Raw genomic sequence first — 15,163 nt, forward strand, 5'->3', positions numbered from 1 at the left:
TAGGGGTGGACTTTCTTGGAATATGTAATTGAAATGCTCAATATTCGCAAAGAGTTCGGAACGTTCGTTGCCAACGACAATATCACCCTCCAATTGCGTAAAGGAGAGATTCATGCGTTGCTCGGCGAGAATGGTGCCGGAAAATCGACGCTCATGAACGTCCTGTTCGGTCTTTATCAGCCGGAAGGCGGGGAGATCCGCGTGCGTGGGGAGAAAGTGAACATTGAGAATCCGAACATCGCCAACGACCTTGGGATCGGTATGGTACACCAACACTTCATGCTCGTCGAGAAGTTCACGGTGACCGAGAACATCATACTCGGCTCAGAGCCGAAGAGTGGATTGACGGTCGACCGGGCCACGGCGCGTAAAAAAGTTATGGAGATCTCGGAACAATACGGTCTCCGCATTGATCCGGACGCTAAAATCGAGGACATCTCGGTCGGGATGCAACAACGTGTCGAAATTTTGAAGACGCTCTATCGCGGCGCTGAAATCTTGATTTTTGACGAGCCAACCGCTGTATTGACGCCACAAGAGATTCAAGAACTCATTCAAATCATGAAGCGTTTGATCGAAGAAGGTAAATCGATCATCTTGATCACGCATAAACTGAAAGAGATCATGCAAGTGGCCGACCGCTGTACGGTTATCCGTCGCGGACGTTATATCGGCACCGTCGATATCGATGAGACGGTCAATGAAGACCGTTTGGCTGAAATGATGGTCGGGCGTGAAGTTAACTTTGATGCGGAATATTCCAAGGCAGATCCACAGCAAGTCGTCCTCGACGTGCAAAAACTCGTCGTCAAAGACAGTCGCGGGCTTGAAGCCGTCGACGGCTTGGATTTACAGATTCGTTCAGGAGAGATTCTTGGAATCGCCGGGATTGATGGAAACGGACAGACCGAGTTGATTGAAGCTATCTCAGGCTTGAAGAAACCGGAGTCTGGAAAAGTATTGTTGAATGGGAAAGACGTGACTGGGTTCACGCCACGTAAAGTGACGGAATCTGGCGTCGGTCATATCCCGCAAGACCGTCATAAACACGGACTCGTCCTCGACTATTCGATTCGGGACAACATGGTCCTCCAAACGTATTACAAAGAGCCGTTCTCGAAGCGTGGTTTGATGAACTATAAAGCTGTGGCTGAGAAAGCGAAGGCGTTGATTGAGAAGTTTGACGTCCGAACTCCATCGGTCGATGTGCCAGCCCGTGCCTTATCAGGTGGTAACCAGCAGAAAGCGATTATCGCCCGTGAAGTCGACCGGTCACCTGACTTGTTGATTGCGGCCCAACCGACGCGTGGACTTGACGTCGGTGCAATCGAGTTCATTCATGAACAGCTCATCAAAGAACGTGAGAAAGGACGCGCCGTCCTCTTAATCTCGTTCGAACTCGAAGAGATTTTACACGTCGCGGACCGAGTCGCCGTCTTATATGAAGGTAAGATTGTCGGGATTCGTGATCCGAAAGAAACGACCGAGCAAGAACTCGGCTTCTTGATGGCCGGCGGTAAGAGAGGAGAAGAAACAGTATGAATAAGTTAGGATTCAATCGACTGCTCATCCCGCTCTTGTCGATTTTGATGGGACTTCTCGTTGGGGCAATCGTCATGCTGATCGGCGGTTATGACCCGATTCAAGGGTTCTCGTCATTGTTCGAAGGTATGGTCGGAAGCCCATATGCAATCGGAGAAACACTTCGTGCCGCAGCGCCGCTCATCTTCTCAGGTTTAGCGGTCGCGTTCGCGTTCCGGACCGGTCTCTTCAACATCGGGGTCGAAGGTCAAGTGTTAATCGGTTGGGTGGCAGCCGTTTACGTCGGAATCAACTTTGATTTACCGATGTTCATCCACCTTCCGCTCGCGCTTCTCGCGGCTATGTTCGCGGCAGCGCTCTGGGCGTTCGTCCCTGGTTTTTTGAAAGCCAAGTTCCACGTCCATGAAGTTATCACATCGATCATGATGAACTATATCGCCTTGTACACGACGAACGCGATCTTGCGTAGCGTCATCGGCGTAACGAACGAACGGACCGAGTCAATCAACGAGTCGGCGTCGCTCGCGTCGCCATGGCTTCAAGAAATGACGCAGTTCTCACGCTTGCACTGGGGTGTCCTCATCGCTGTGCTCGCGGCGATCGTCTATTACTACATCTTGCAACGGACGACGCTCGGCTATGAGCTTCGGGCCGTCGGTTTCAACAAACACGCGTCGCAATACGCAGGTATGAGTGTCAATCGCAACATCATCCTATCGTTCGTCATCTCGGGTATGTTCGCTGGACTCGCTGGAGCGATGGAAGGTCTTGGTACGTTCAACGGGATGACGCTCAGTGCCTCGTTCACTGGGGTCGGATTCGATGGGATTGCCGTCGCCCTTCTCGGTGCGAACACAGCCATCGGTGTCGTCTTGGCAGCCATCTTGTTCGCCGGACTCAATATCGGTGGACTCGCGATGCAGCTCGGCGCCAACATTCCGTCCGAGCTCGTCAAAGTCATCATCGCCGCCATCGTCATCTTCGTGGCGTCTGGTTATGCGTTCAACTACGTGATTGACAAATTCAAAGGAAATCGTAAGAAAGGAGTGGAGAAAAAATGAGCTTCTTAGAAGTCCTCTATATCGTCGTTCCGGTCGCGTTGGCCTATGCGACTCCACTCATCATCGCGGCGCTCGGCGGCATTTTCAGTGAACGTTCGGGTGTCGTCAACATCGCCTTGGAAGGCATCATGGTCATCGGTGCCGCCACGGGAATCATCACGACGCTCACGTTGACGGAGATGGGGCTTGGTGGTCTCAGTCCTTGGATCTCGCTCTTGGTCGCGATGGTCGTCGGCGCACTCTTCTCACTCTTCTTGGCAGTGCCGGCCATCCTTTGGCGTGCTGACCAGACGGTGCTCGGGGTCGCGATCAACATGCTTGCGATCGGTCTCGCCATCTTCGTCGTCCGTGTCCTCTACAACAAAGGACAGACCGATTTCATCGAGTTTCGGATTGCGAAAGAGAACGTGCCGATTTTATCGGATATCCCGGTGCTTCGTATGTTCTTCATCAACGTCCAGTACACGTCGTTCATCGCCATCGCGCTCGCGTTCGTCGTCTGGTTCGTCATCTTCAAGACGCCGTTCGGCCTTCGTCTCCGCTCGGTCGGGGAACACCCGATGGCAGCTGACACGATGGGAATCAACGTCACGAAAATGCGCTTCATGGGCGTCATGCTCTCAGGTGCGTTCGGCGGTCTCGCCGGTGCGGTCTACGCCGTCACGGTCACGACGAACTTCAGTGGGACGACGATTGTCGGTCAAGGCTTCTTGGCCATCGCCGCCATGATCTTCGGGAAGTGGAACCCGCTCGGCGCGCTCGGAGCCGGCCTCTTCTTCGGTTTCGCCCAAGCGTTGTCGATCATCGGCAGTAACTTGCCGGTCATCAGCAACGTGCCGCAAGTGTTGCTCTTGATTGCACCGTATGCGCTTACGATTCTTGCCCTCGCGGGTGTCGTCGGACGTGCGGATGCACCGAAATCAGTCGGTATCCCATATATTAAAGGGAAACGCTAATCACCAAAAGGACAAATGTCCATTTCACCAAGGTTGTTTGACGCTTAAGTCAAACAACCTTTTTTGTTATACTGGTGTAGAGGTGAGACAATTGAAAAAATGGTGGCAACTGCTGATTGCCGTCGTGCTGAGCATCTCGCTCGCAGGCTGCTCAGTCGATGACTGGTTCGCTGAACAAATCGACCCGCCGGAGTCGCTCGTCGAACTCGAGGCCGACTTTCCGTCGGCGTCGGTCACGCAACAAGTCGCACGGCCGCTCGGCAAGACTGAGACGGTCACGCTCGACCGCGTCATCGACGGGGATACGCTCAAAGTCGAGTTTGAGAACGGGGCGACGGAATCGATTCGCCTCTTGCTCGTCGATACGCCAGAGACGAGTCATCCGACGTTGCCGGTACAACCGTTCGGAGAAGATGCAAAATCATTCGTCGAGCGTTGGCTACCAGAAGGGGATACGATCACACTGGAGTATGACGTCGGGCGCTACGATCGCTATCAACGGACACTCGCCTACGTCTGGTACGATGATGCGATGCTGAACGAGGAATTGTTACGTCGCGGTCTGGCGCGCGTCGCCTATGTATACGCGCCGAACACGCAACACATCGATGCGTTCCGGGACGTCGAACAGGCCGCGCGTCAGGAATTGCTCGGGATTTGGAGTCTCGAGGATTATGTGACCGGCAACGGGTTCGACTACGAGGCGACCGAGCCGGCCCAGCCGAAACGAGACACGGATGGATGTGACATTAAAGGGAATATCAATCGGGACGGAGAGAAGATTTATCACGTTCCGGGCGGGGCGAGCTATGAGCGCACGATCCCGGAAGAGATGTTCTGTACAGAGAAAGAGGCGCGGGAGGCCGGTTTCCGCAAAGCGACACGTTAAAAAAAGACATGTGCGCCGAGATGGCACACATGTCTCCCTTATTCGTACTTGAGTGCGTCGCCGTCGAATGATTCGTCTGCGACTTTGATTGAGTCGGTCGGGCAGCCCTCGAAGGCGTCCATCAAGTCCTCATACAACTCATCCGGGACTTCAATCGTACCCGTGTTGTCGTCCATCAAGTTGAACGCGAGGCCTTCGTCATCATAGTCGAAGATGTCTGGGGCAGCTGCTCCGCAGGCCCCACATGCGATACATGTATCTTTATCAACAATCGTAAATTTTGCCATTTGTAACCCTCCATACGTTTCGTCTCTCTGCATAGAAATGATTTTCTACTGACTATGAGTAATTGTAGTCTACATACCCAAATATTTCAATGAGGAAACGAATAACGTTTTGGAAGCATAATTTTAACAAGGAGGTGGAACGATGGTTCATTTAGCGGACGGGGTGTTATTACTATCCATCCAACGCTTGAAAGGTGAACGTAGCGAGCGCAGTTTGTTTCATGTGTTGAACGGGAAACGATCGGCGACGACGCTGCAAGATGCCTTTTTTTATGATTTGGAACCGATTTTTGGCTTGTTCCCCTACACGAAGTACGACTATGAGAAACTGCTCGCCTCGTTCGAGAAGCGAGGTTGGCTCAACCGCTCGAGTTTTACCTTGACCGAAGCCGGGTCCATGCTCGCTTCGCCCGAGGCCGTCAGCGACTTGTTCGACCGTCTCGGCGGCGAGTACCGGGACTATACGACGATGACATGGAAACGGCTCAGCCTGTTCGTGCAGACGTTCATGTCGCTCGAGCATGAGCGGACGTTTTATCCGGTCCAGGCCGATCGTCTGGCCGAACGTTGGGTCAAACAAATCGTGCGGACCGAACGCGAATGGCGACCGTTGATTCAAAGTTTCCATCACGAGCTCGAGACGGCGCTTGAAGACATCGGCGACCCTTATGCGACCGCCGTCGTTTATAGGTTCACGGGAGCGTTCGAGACCGGGTATACGTATGAACAAATCGCGGCCCTCCTCGACGTCGATGCACGGACGGCCCGGCTCTACTTCTTGGCCGGGTGGAATGCGCTCCTCTGGAAATTGCCGCGAGATGCGAAACTGTTAGGATTCGCCCACGGCTTATCGAGTGAACGGATGACCTTATCGGCGCGAGGGTCGTATGAACAGTTCTTGGCTGGTCGATCGTTCCAACAAGTCCAGTCACAGCGGCGGTTGCGCACTAGTACGATTGAAGACCACGTCGTCGAGATGGCGATGTATTTAGACGAATTTCCGCTCGATCAATTTGTTCCGCTCGAGCAAATCAAGCAAGTCGAGCAACTGCGTGACGAATCGAGCTGGGCGCTCAAACCGATTTTTGAACAAATCGACGGGATCAGTTATTATCAAATCCGATTGGTGTTCGCACGATTGAAACGAGGTGAGACATTTGTTTGAGAAGACGTTGAAGCGGGTGTTCGGTTATGACAGTTTCCGTCCGGGACAGCGCGAGGTGATCGATGCGGTCGCCGATGGACAAGACGTGCTCGCCATTATGCCGACCGGGGCCGGGAAGTCATTGACGTTCCAACTCCCGTCCTATATCAAGAACGACGGCTTGACGATTATCGTCTCGCCGCTCTTGTCACTGATCGAGGACCAGATGCTCCATATCCGCGAGCGCGGCGAACGTGGGGTTGCCCGATTGACGTCGATGGAGACGCTCGAAGAGAAGCAAGAGATTTTAAACCATTTGAAACGGTACCGCTTCTTGTATTTATCGCCGGAGCAACTTGCCGTGCCCCATGTGACACGGGCGCTGGCGCGCACAAAGATTCAAATGCTCGTCGTTGACGAGGCGCACTGTATCTCGCAGTGGGGCCATGAGTTCCGCCCGGAGTATGCGCGCCTAGGTGAACTGCGCAAGCAGCTCGGCAGTCCGCAGTGCATGGCTGTCACGGCGACCGCACCGGAGACGGTGAAACGAGATATTGTCGAGAAACTGGCGCTCTTCTCGCCGGCGCAGTTCGTCCACTCGGCGAACCGTCCCGAGATTCGCCTCATCGTGGAACGTCTCGGGTCAGAAGATAAGATGCGCCGTCTGAGCGAACTCGTCCACGACGTGCCGAAACCGGCCGTCATCTATACAGCGACACGGCGTGAGGCCGAAGCGCTCGCCCTCCATCTCGATGACGCCTTGTTTTATCACGGTGGCATGTCGACCGAGGACCGGCGCCTTGTACAGTCACAATTTTTACGTGACGAAGTCGCCATCATGGTTTGTACGAGTGCGTTCGGGATGGGTGTCAATAAAGATAACGTCCGTTCCGTCATTCATTATCAAATCCCGGCCACGCTCGAGGCGTACATGCAAGAGATTGGTCGGGCTGGGCGTGACGGCGAGCCGGCTTTCGCGGTCTTGCTATACGCCGAAGGGGATGAGCGGATTCAACAGTTTTTGATCGACCAGCAATATCCGAAAGACAAAGATATCCGTCTCGCCTATTTTGAACGAGACAATGGCACGAGCCTGGCCCAGTTGCCACGTTTATTGCGCTTGAACGAGGAAGATCCGGTTTGGGGACTGTTGAATCAGATGCTTGCCGAGCGGACGCTTGCCGAGGCGGTGGATTGGGTAAAAGATAGAAAGCGGGCCCGGTATCGTCAACTCGGGCAGATGATGGACTATGCCCTCATCAAGACGTGTCGGCGCGATTATTTGTTAAATTATTTCTCGGAGCAACCGGTCAAGCAAAGCGATTGTTGCGACATCTGCGGCGAAATCGTGTTCCCGCCGTCGGAGCAACTTGTGTCTAAAAATGTGACAGATTGGAAACATCGGTTGGCTCGTATCTTTTCCTTTGATTGATATCATAGTAAAATGATAAAAAAGGTAAAGGAGGGCACACGTTGCGACATCGGAACCAAGCGGACTCACTTCGTGAAAAAGTGGTGGACACGTTGCCATCTCGCGCTGAACGGCAAGAGCATGAGCGAAAAGAGAAATTGAACGACAACTGGCTGAAGCGACCGCTCGCCATGATGCTGACACTGACGATGTTTGCCATTATTCTTGTATTTTTATATATAGGTCGTCACGACATCTTTTTCTAAACAATACGACGAGAACGTCGTATTTTTTTTATGATTGCGTGCCCGAGGTTGTGAATATGCACAATCTCACCAATTTCTCACAAGATTTGCACAATAAAACAGGTAAAGCCGTACAGATGGGTCTATACTGAAAGAGAAGAACTAGTAGGAAAGGAGGGGCTGCTGTGCCGAAGTACTCCATCAAGACGGTCGCGTCACTCACCGGAGTCAACCCGACCACGATCCGGGCGTGGGAACGACGCTATCAATTCATCGTTCCGAGCCGGACAGATTCGGGTCATCGATTGTATTCCGACCAAGACGTCGAGAAGATAAAATGGGTCGTTGAAAAACAACGGGAAGGATTGACCGTGTCCCAAGCGATTCAACAGCTACATGAAGCCCCGAAGCCGAAGCCTGCCCGCCTTTATGACGAGGAGCTCATGGACGGGTTGCTCGAGGCGTTACTTTCATTTGATGAACGTAAGGCGCACGATTTGATTAATCGTGCCTTTAATACGTTTAGTTTTGAAAAGGTTACGACAGATATCATCGGTCCGTTATTGATGGAAATCGGGACACGTTGGGAGAATGGGACGATTACGATTGCGCATGAACATTTTGCGACGGCCTTTTTGCGTGCCCGCCTGTCTACGTTGTCGCTCCAAATGCCGATGAATCCCTTTTTGCCGCGCATCATTTGCGTCTGTGCCCCGGGCGAGATGCATGAGATCGGGCTCTTGTTCGTGACGCTTTACTTACGCCAATACGGTTATGACGTGATTTTCCTCGGTGCGGGATTCCCGAAAGAGGATTTGAACGAGGCGTTGCACGATATCGATGCCAAGTGTCTGATTTTCTCATGTACGTTGACAGAACATCTCGATGGCCTGAAAGACGCGATGCAGTTCATCCAAGCCGACCACCCGAACCTCGTCATCGGGGCCGGTGGTTACGCGGTCAGCCTTCAAGCGTCCGAATTCGGATCGGCCTTCCTCGGGGACACGCCCGAGGCGTGGACCGAGTGGTTGTCAACTATTTGACAGCTCGAACAAACGGGAGTAGCTTATAAAGTAGGATTGATTATTCTTTGGAGGTTTTCGTTTGAGATTTGAAAAGCAAACAAAAGAACATTTAAGGGTATATTTGACCGCGAGCGACCTATCCACTCGAGGCATCGCCATCGATACCATCGTGGGGGAGAGCGGTCAAGACCTGTGGCGGGAATTGCTTGAGACGGCGGAAGCGGAATTTGGCTTCATGCCGCAAGGGACCGTCGACTTGAACGTGACGATGTTTCCCCGTGACGGGCTCGTCATCGACGTCCAGAAAGTCGATGCGCCCGTAGCGGAATCGGATCAAGAGCAAGTCGAGATTCGGCTCACCATCGACGTGATTCATCATTTGATTTATCAATTTGACGATATCGAGGACGTCATCAACGCCTCGATTCGCTTGTTCCCACATATGCGAGACACCGAGCAAGGCGGAGCGTTCTATCATTACGAGGGACGATATTATCTGCACTTTGTCGAGGTGCTCAAACCAGACGTGGAAGAACGACTGGCCGCCATCTTGTCGGAGTACGGTCGGACGACGACCGTCAGTCCGTACGTCATGATGGAGTACGGGAAGACGATTCAAACTGAACAGGCCGTGAAACAGCTGTACGATACGTTCGCGTAAGTACGGCTTTTTACCGTTCTGTTTCTATTGTTTTCGGCCGACACATGGTATGATAAAACTTGAATTTTGGAGTAGCTAGCTGAAGGAGAGATTTGATGAAAGTCGCGGTATTATATGGTGGTGTATCAGGTGAGCGGGAAGTGTCGCTCACGAGTGGTAAAGGAATGATTGAAGCGCTCGAAGAACGGGGTCACGACGTCGTGGCGATTGATTTTCACCCGGACCGGGCCAATGAACTGTTGACGCTTCAAGCCGACGTCGTCGTCAGCGCCTTGCATGGCAAATACGGTGAAGACGGACGCGTGCAGTCGCTCTTGGAGATGGCGGGCTTGCCGTACACGGGGTCTGGTGTGTTGGCGTCCGCGCTCGCGATGGACAAAGCCCGTGCGAAAATCATCTTCGCCGCTGCCGGCATCCGAATCGCCCGTGACGTCCTCATCGAGACAGGGGACGATATCGACGCGAAAATCGTCGAGTGGGGCGGTGAATTCCCATGTGTCGTCAAACCGGCCCAAGAAGGGTCTTCGAACGGATTGACGATCGCGATGGACGAAACGATGCTCCGTGAAGGAATCGACAAAGCGTTCGCCTGCGATACGGCCGTCTTGGTCGAACAATATATTAAAGGCCGTGAATTGACGGTACCTGTACTCGGAAACCATGGCGCCGAAGCCGCGCTCCCGGTCATCGAGATTATCCCGAAAAACGAGTTTTATGACTATGAGTCGAAGTATTCAGAAGGTGGATCGATTCACGTCTGTCCGGCCGAGTTGCCGGCTTCGTTGACCGAAGAAGTTCAGGCGGCCGCGATTCAAGCGCACCGTGCCCTCGGCTGCAGCGGATATTCCCGCTCAGACTTCCTCGTGTCAGAAGACGGGCTCGCCTATATTTTAGAGACGAACACACTGCCTGGCATGACGCCGCTCAGCCTGTTCCCGGACAGCGCCCGCGCCGTCGGCATCTCGTACGGTGAACTGTTAGAGCGATTCATCGCACTCGCACTTGAAAAGTAAGAAGGGGCACCCCCTTCTTTTTTCGTTTTAGAAAACGCTTTCATTATTTTTGTAAAAGCCTTTCAAATTGGGCGCGTATCAGATATACTTTTAAACGAATACGAGGTTGATTCTTGGGGGAGAATCGACAATTTAGGGGAGGAAACCTTCATGATTACGGATCAAGAAAAAGGTCATCAAAAACGAAAAAACATCCTTGAATCGACACAAGAAGTGATACACGAGGCGCTCGATAAACTCGGGTATCCAGAAGAGATGTACGAGCTCTTGAAAGAGCCGCTTCGGATGTTGACCGTCCGCATCCCGGTACGGATGGATGATGGATCGACCAAGATTTTCACAGGATATCGTGCGCAACATAACGATGCCGTCGGACCGACGAAAGGTGGAATCCGATTCCATCCGAGCGTGACCGAGGTCGAAGTGAAGGCGTTGTCGGTCTGGATGAGCTTGAAAGCCGGCATCGTCGACCTTCCATATGGCGGCGGTAAAGGTGGAATCGTTTGTGATCCGCGTGAGATGAGTTTCCGTGAAATTGAGCGGTTGAGCCGTGGTTACGTTCGGGCCATCAGTCAAATCGTCGGACCGACGAAAGACATCCCGGCACCGGATGTGTTCACGAACTCGCAAATCATGGCATGGATGATGGACGAGTATAGCCGGATCGATGAATTCAACTCACCAGGATTCATCACCGGGAAGCCGCTCGTGCTCGGGGGCTCGCACGGTCGCGAGACGGCGACGGCAAAAGGTGTCGCCATCATGATTCGAGAAGCGGCGCTTCGTCGCGGGATCGAGTTAAAAGGCGCCCGCGTCGTCGTCCAAGGGTTCGGCAACGCTGGTAGCTTCTTGTCGAAGTTCATGCATGACGCCGGAGCGAAAGTCATCGCCGTCAGCGATGCGTACGGAGCCATCCATGACGAGAACGGTCTCGACATCCCGTACCTGCTCGACCGTCGTGACTCGTTCGGGACGATCTCGACCTTGTTCAAGAACACGATCTCGAACAAAGAGATGCTCGAACTCGACTGCGACATTTTGGTCCCGGCCGCGATCGAGAACCAAATCACCGAGGACAATGCCGACAACATCAAAGCGTCCATCGTCGTCGAGGCCGCGAACGGACCGACAACGAACGAAGCGACCCGCATCTTGACGGAACGTGGCATCCTGCTTGTCCCAGACGTGCTCGCTTCGAGCGGTGGAGTGACGGTCTCATACTTCGAATGGGTTCAAAACAATCAAGGTTACTATTGGACGGAAGAGGAAGTGGAAGAAAAGCTTGAGAAAGTGCTCGTCCACTCGTTCAATACGGTATACAATACCTCGTCGGCCCGTAAGGTCGACATGCGTCTCGCCGCCTATATGGTCGGTGTGCGTAAGATGGCAGAAGCGTCGCGCTTCCGCGGTTGGGTATAACAAAAGAGAGGGAAGACCTGAAACCAGGTCCTCCCTCTCTTTATTTATATTGTGACACCGTTGCGCTCCCGAAGCGTCTCGGCGATCGCTTGGCCATGGAAACGTCCGTTCTCGATAAAAATCTTATTGGCATCATTTCCGGCAGCGACGACACCGGCGATGAACAAGCCGTCGACGTTCGTCTCGAACGTCGATTCGTCGAATGCCGGCACACCGGTCTCTTCATCGACTTGGACCCCGGCATCGGCGAACAGCCCATGGTCGGGCAAGTAGCCCGTCATGGCGAGGACGTGGTCGGTCTCGAGTCGATGTTCTTCACCATGCTGACGATAGACGACATGATGCGGTTCGATCCGAACGATCTCCGCTTCGAGCTCGAGTCGCACCTTGTCGTGACGGACGAGCGAGTCGAACGTCGGCAGTACCCACGGTTTTACGGACGGACTGTAACCGTCCCCGCGATAGAGCACCGTGACATGGGCGCCGGCCTTCTCAAGCTCGATGGCCGCGTCGACGGCGGAGTTTTTCCCGCCGATGACCGTGACGCGCTGCCGATAGAACGGATGCGCCTCTTTGAAGTAATGGGCGACGTGGGGAAGCTCTTCACCAGGCACGTCAAGTCGACGAGGGCGTCCGTAATAGCCGGTCGCCAAGATGACGTAGTCGGCCTGACGCTCTTTGGCACCGTCCCGGTCGTGTCGGGACCGAACGACGAAACCGTCCTCGGTCCGCTCGACCGCTTCGACCGTCTCGAACGGATGGACATCGAGCCCGGTCCGGCTGACGACTTCCCGATAATAGACGAGTGCGTCTTGACGTCGTGGTTTCAAATCTTTACAGATGAACGGGATATCCCCGATTTCAAGCAAACTAGCAGACGAGAAGAACGTCTGATGGGTCGGATACCGATAGATGGCATCGACGATATTGCCGCGCTCGATAATCGTGCACGAGATGCCGATGCGTTCCAATTCAATCGCAGCCGACAGCCCACATGGTCCGGCGCCGACGACGATAGCGTGTTTATTCAATGAAATCACCTCATCCCTCATTGTATGGAAGGACGAAACGGTTGGCAAGTCGCCAACTCATTGTTGGAAACTAAAGCTGTGCTCCATGACCGCTTGCGACGACCCAGACTCGAGTTCGACGAGGAGACGCAGTCTCGCTTTTTGTGAGTTCAACCCGTTCGAGAAGATGATGCCCATCTCTTTGAGCTGCTGGCCACCGCCGACGTAGCCGTACACGTCTTGCACGATCCCGTTGAAGCAACGGCTGACGATGACGACCGGCATGCGTTCGACGAGCAGTTCAAGCGCCGGGACGATTGACGGCGGGACGTTGCCTTGACCGAGCACTTCGAGGACGAGCCCGTCATAACCGAGAGCAAGTACCGCCTCAATCAAATCCGGGTCCATCCCGGCGACGACTTTTAGCACCGCGACCCGTTTCGTGATCGTCGAAATCATCTTCGGTTGCTTCGTCGTCGGCTGACTATAGATGAGGACATGGTCTTTCGTCACCATGCCGACGTTTCCGAAGTGGACCGATTTGAACGTGTCGACCGAGGACGTATGCGTCTTCGTGACGTTGAAGGCGGAATGAATCTCACCGTTGAAGACAACGAGCACGCCTTTGCCTCGCGCGACATCACTTTGGGCGACCCGAAGCGCCGTGATGAGATTGAATTCGCCGTCGGAGCCGACCTCGTTCGACGAGCGCATCGCCCCCGTCAAGACGATCGGGACCGGGGCGCCGAGCGTAATTTGTAAGAAATACGCCGTCTCTTCGAGCGTATCGGTCCCGTGGGTGATGACGACCCCGTCATATGTGTCTTGCGTCAACTGTTGATTGATGAACTGGGCGAGCTCGAGCATTTTTTCAGGCGTCATATGCGGGGACGGGATATTTGAAAAGTGCTTCGTCGTGATGTTGGCGATATCCGTCGCTTTCGGCAACGTCGCATCAATTGGATTGACCTCGCTCGGCATGACATGTCCCGACCCCGATTGGGACATGGCGATTGTGCCGCCGGTGTGGATGAGTAATAAATGATTCATAACAGACCTCCAACTTTTTTGTTCGTTTCTTCCAATTTCTAGGCGTGACCTACTTTTTCTTTCCTCTATTTCAGTGTATGCTTAACGTGAGAAAGGAGAGATGCATCATGATTGCAATCGCCTTGTCTGCGGTTGCGCCAGGGTTCGCCCTTCTTTCCTACTTCTATCTCCGGCATGAACTAGAAGCGGAACCGCTCGGCTATGTGATCCGGTCGTTCGTCGCCGGGGCCATTCTCGTCTTTCCGATCATGTTCGTCCAGTATGCGTTCGTGGAAGAAGGGGTGCTCGTGGGCCCGTTTTGGAAGGCGTTCGTGGCCACCGCGCTATTAGAAGAGTTTTTTAAGTGGTTCATGATTTATTATACAATATACATACATAAAGTCTTTGATGATTACTACGACGGGATTCTCTATGCGGTCGCCTGTTCACTCGGCTTTGCCACGTTAGAGAATTTTCTATATTTATGGGTGTACGACTCAATCGAAATCGCGATCTGGCGCGCCGTGCTGCCGGTGAGCGGCCACGCGCTGTTCGCCGTCGTCATGGGGTTTTGTCTCGGCCGGGCCAAACATTCCAACCACGAGCGGTTTTGGTTGTTCATCGCCGTCATGGCTGCCACGCTGTTGCATGGGATGTTCGACTATATCTTGCTCGTCGAACCGATGAACAAAGTTCCGGCTGTCGTCTATATCGTCGTCTTATGGATGGTCGCCTTATTGCTCGTCCGTACCGCCAATCGTTCCAATCATCGCCAATATAAATAGAATAAAGGGGAATCGTTTCATGTTAAAAGTAGGTCAAGAGTTACGGGTGGAAGTCGAAGGGAGAAAAGAAGGAAAGACGAAGATCGCAGCCATTAACGATCAAGTCGTCTGGATCGAGTCCCCGAGTGAAACGGATACGTTAAAGACGTTCTTCTTGCACGAAGACGAATCGATGCGTGTCTATTTCTTCAAAGGAGAAGAGCAACTGTACGCCTTTGATACCGTTGTGTCGAGACGCGTGAGCGATGCGCAGTTGACGCTTCGCTATGCGTTCCCAGTGCCGGATGAGAAGAAAATCAAACGAGTCCAGCGCCGTGAATATTTACGGGTGCCAGAGATGATTCACGTGACCGTGTCTGCGGAAGACGGCCAAGCGTTCCCATCGTTCGAGTCGACATCACTCGACGTCTCGGCCGGGGGCATGCGCATCATCGCCAATCGAGCCCCGGTCGCTGTCGACGAGGCGATGATCGTCTCGTTCCATATCAATGACGACCGAGGTATTCCGCAAACGTTCCGCGTCAAGAGCCGCCTCGTCCGCATCCATGAACAGACGGCCAAACAAGAGTTGTCGCTTTGCTTTGAAGAGTTATCACACCGGGACCAGGAGACGATTTTACGTTATTGCTTCCGAGCCCAGCTCGAAGCGAGAAAACGGACCGGCTCCGTATTTTCTTCACGCTAAA

The 15,163-nt window shown here is 53.4% G+C and carries 16 protein-coding genes; 13 read left to right on the forward strand and 3 right to left on the reverse strand.

Translation table 11 applies throughout. The annotated features are described in order from the left end of the window. Window positions 1-15 precede the first annotated feature (15 nt). The 4 genes from KNP67_RS02765 to KNP67_RS02780 all read left to right on the forward strand — a co-directional run bounded on the left by KNP67_RS02765 (window position 16) and on the right by KNP67_RS02780 (window position 4,448). Window positions 16-1,542 (forward strand): ABC transporter ATP-binding protein, encoded by a 1,527-nt coding sequence (locus KNP67_RS02765; protein WP_021067173.1) that lies wholly within the window; start codon window positions 16-18, stop codon window positions 1,540-1,542. After that, window positions 1,539-2,603 (forward strand): ABC transporter permease, encoded by a 1,065-nt coding sequence (locus KNP67_RS02770; protein WP_021067174.1) that lies wholly within the window; start codon window positions 1,539-1,541, stop codon window positions 2,601-2,603. Before KNP67_RS02765 ends, KNP67_RS02770 begins: the two co-directional genes overlap by 4 nt. Continuing rightward, complete coding sequence (locus tag KNP67_RS02775) at window positions 2,600-3,559, forward strand: ABC transporter permease (protein WP_021067175.1); 960 nt, start codon at window positions 2,600-2,602, stop codon at window positions 3,557-3,559. The genes KNP67_RS02770 and KNP67_RS02775 overlap by 4 nt, the downstream gene beginning before the upstream one ends. A gap of 82 nt (window positions 3,560-3,641) precedes the next feature. Further along, window positions 3,642-4,448, forward strand: coding sequence for a thermonuclease family protein (locus KNP67_RS02780; protein WP_029595676.1), 807 nt, complete (start codon window positions 3,642-3,644; stop codon window positions 4,446-4,448). A 38-nt stretch (window positions 4,449-4,486) separates the two neighbouring features. On the opposite strand, the gene KNP67_RS02785 is transcribed toward KNP67_RS02780, so the two are convergent. Then, entirely contained in the window at window positions 4,487-4,735 is a 249-nt protein-coding gene (locus tag KNP67_RS02785) for a ferredoxin (protein ID WP_021067177.1), read from the reverse strand. Between the two features lie 142 nt (window positions 4,736-4,877). On the opposite strand from KNP67_RS02785, the gene KNP67_RS02790 reads away from it, so the two are divergent. The 7 genes from KNP67_RS02790 to KNP67_RS02820 all read left to right on the forward strand — a co-directional run bounded on the left by KNP67_RS02790 (window position 4,878) and on the right by KNP67_RS02820 (window position 11,653). Next, on the forward strand, window positions 4,878-5,900 hold the full coding sequence (locus KNP67_RS02790) for a YpbB family protein (RefSeq protein WP_021067178.1): 1,023 nt from the start codon (window positions 4,878-4,880) through the stop codon (window positions 5,898-5,900). After that, window positions 5,884-7,311: a RecQ family ATP-dependent DNA helicase gene (locus KNP67_RS02795; RefSeq protein ID WP_029595674.1), complete on the forward strand. Its 1,428-nt coding sequence runs from the start codon at window positions 5,884-5,886 to the stop codon at window positions 7,309-7,311. Before KNP67_RS02790 ends, KNP67_RS02795 begins: the two co-directional genes overlap by 17 nt. A gap of 41 nt (window positions 7,312-7,352) precedes the next feature. After that, the gene (locus KNP67_RS02800; protein ID WP_021067180.1) at window positions 7,353-7,556 is read left to right on the forward strand and encodes a hypothetical protein; all 204 of its coding nucleotides are present in this window, start codon (window positions 7,353-7,355) and stop codon (window positions 7,554-7,556) included. A 164-nt stretch (window positions 7,557-7,720) separates the two neighbouring features. Further along, the gene (locus KNP67_RS15535) at window positions 7,721-8,578 is read left to right on the forward strand and encodes a MerR family transcriptional regulator (protein WP_021067181.1); all 858 of its coding nucleotides are present in this window, start codon (window positions 7,721-7,723) and stop codon (window positions 8,576-8,578) included. A gap of 61 nt (window positions 8,579-8,639) precedes the next feature. Next, the gene (locus KNP67_RS02810) at window positions 8,640-9,221 is read left to right on the forward strand and encodes an adaptor protein MecA (protein WP_021067182.1); all 582 of its coding nucleotides are present in this window, start codon (window positions 8,640-8,642) and stop codon (window positions 9,219-9,221) included. Between the two features lie 95 nt (window positions 9,222-9,316). Next, window positions 9,317-10,234, forward strand: a complete 918-nt coding sequence (locus KNP67_RS02815) for a D-alanine--D-alanine ligase (protein WP_021067183.1) — start codon at window positions 9,317-9,319, stop codon at window positions 10,232-10,234. A 150-nt stretch (window positions 10,235-10,384) separates the two neighbouring features. Further along, on the forward strand, window positions 10,385-11,653 hold the full coding sequence (locus tag KNP67_RS02820) for a Glu/Leu/Phe/Val family dehydrogenase (RefSeq protein ID WP_021067184.1): 1,269 nt from the start codon (window positions 10,385-10,387) through the stop codon (window positions 11,651-11,653). A 44-nt stretch (window positions 11,654-11,697) separates the two neighbouring features. On the opposite strand, the gene KNP67_RS02825 is transcribed toward KNP67_RS02820, so the two are convergent. Together KNP67_RS02825 and KNP67_RS02830 are read right to left on the reverse strand one after the other, a co-directional pair. Then, the gene (locus KNP67_RS02825) at window positions 11,698-12,705 is read right to left on the reverse strand and encodes a YpdA family putative bacillithiol disulfide reductase (protein ID WP_214755946.1); all 1,008 of its coding nucleotides are present in this window, start codon (window positions 12,703-12,705) and stop codon (window positions 11,698-11,700) included. A 36-nt stretch (window positions 12,706-12,741) separates the two neighbouring features. After that, window positions 12,742-13,713, reverse strand: a complete 972-nt coding sequence (locus KNP67_RS02830; protein ID WP_021067186.1) for an asparaginase — start codon at window positions 13,711-13,713, stop codon at window positions 12,742-12,744. A 107-nt stretch (window positions 13,714-13,820) separates the two neighbouring features. On the opposite strand from KNP67_RS02830, the gene prsW reads away from it, so the two are divergent. Both prsW and KNP67_RS02840 read left to right on the forward strand, forming a co-directional pair. Then, window positions 13,821-14,477: a glutamic-type intramembrane protease PrsW gene (gene prsW / locus KNP67_RS02835; protein WP_029595670.1), complete on the forward strand. Its 657-nt coding sequence runs from the start codon at window positions 13,821-13,823 to the stop codon at window positions 14,475-14,477. Between the two features lie 19 nt (window positions 14,478-14,496). Beyond that, window positions 14,497-15,162, forward strand: coding sequence for a flagellar brake protein (locus tag KNP67_RS02840; protein WP_029595669.1), 666 nt, complete (start codon window positions 14,497-14,499; stop codon window positions 15,160-15,162). Window position 15,163: the final 1 nt, after the last annotated feature.

The sequence above is a fragment of the Exiguobacterium sp. s157 genome (assembly GCF_018618205.1).
Classification (GTDB): domain Bacteria; phylum Bacillota; class Bacilli; order Exiguobacteriales; family Exiguobacteriaceae; genus Exiguobacterium; species Exiguobacterium chiriqhucha.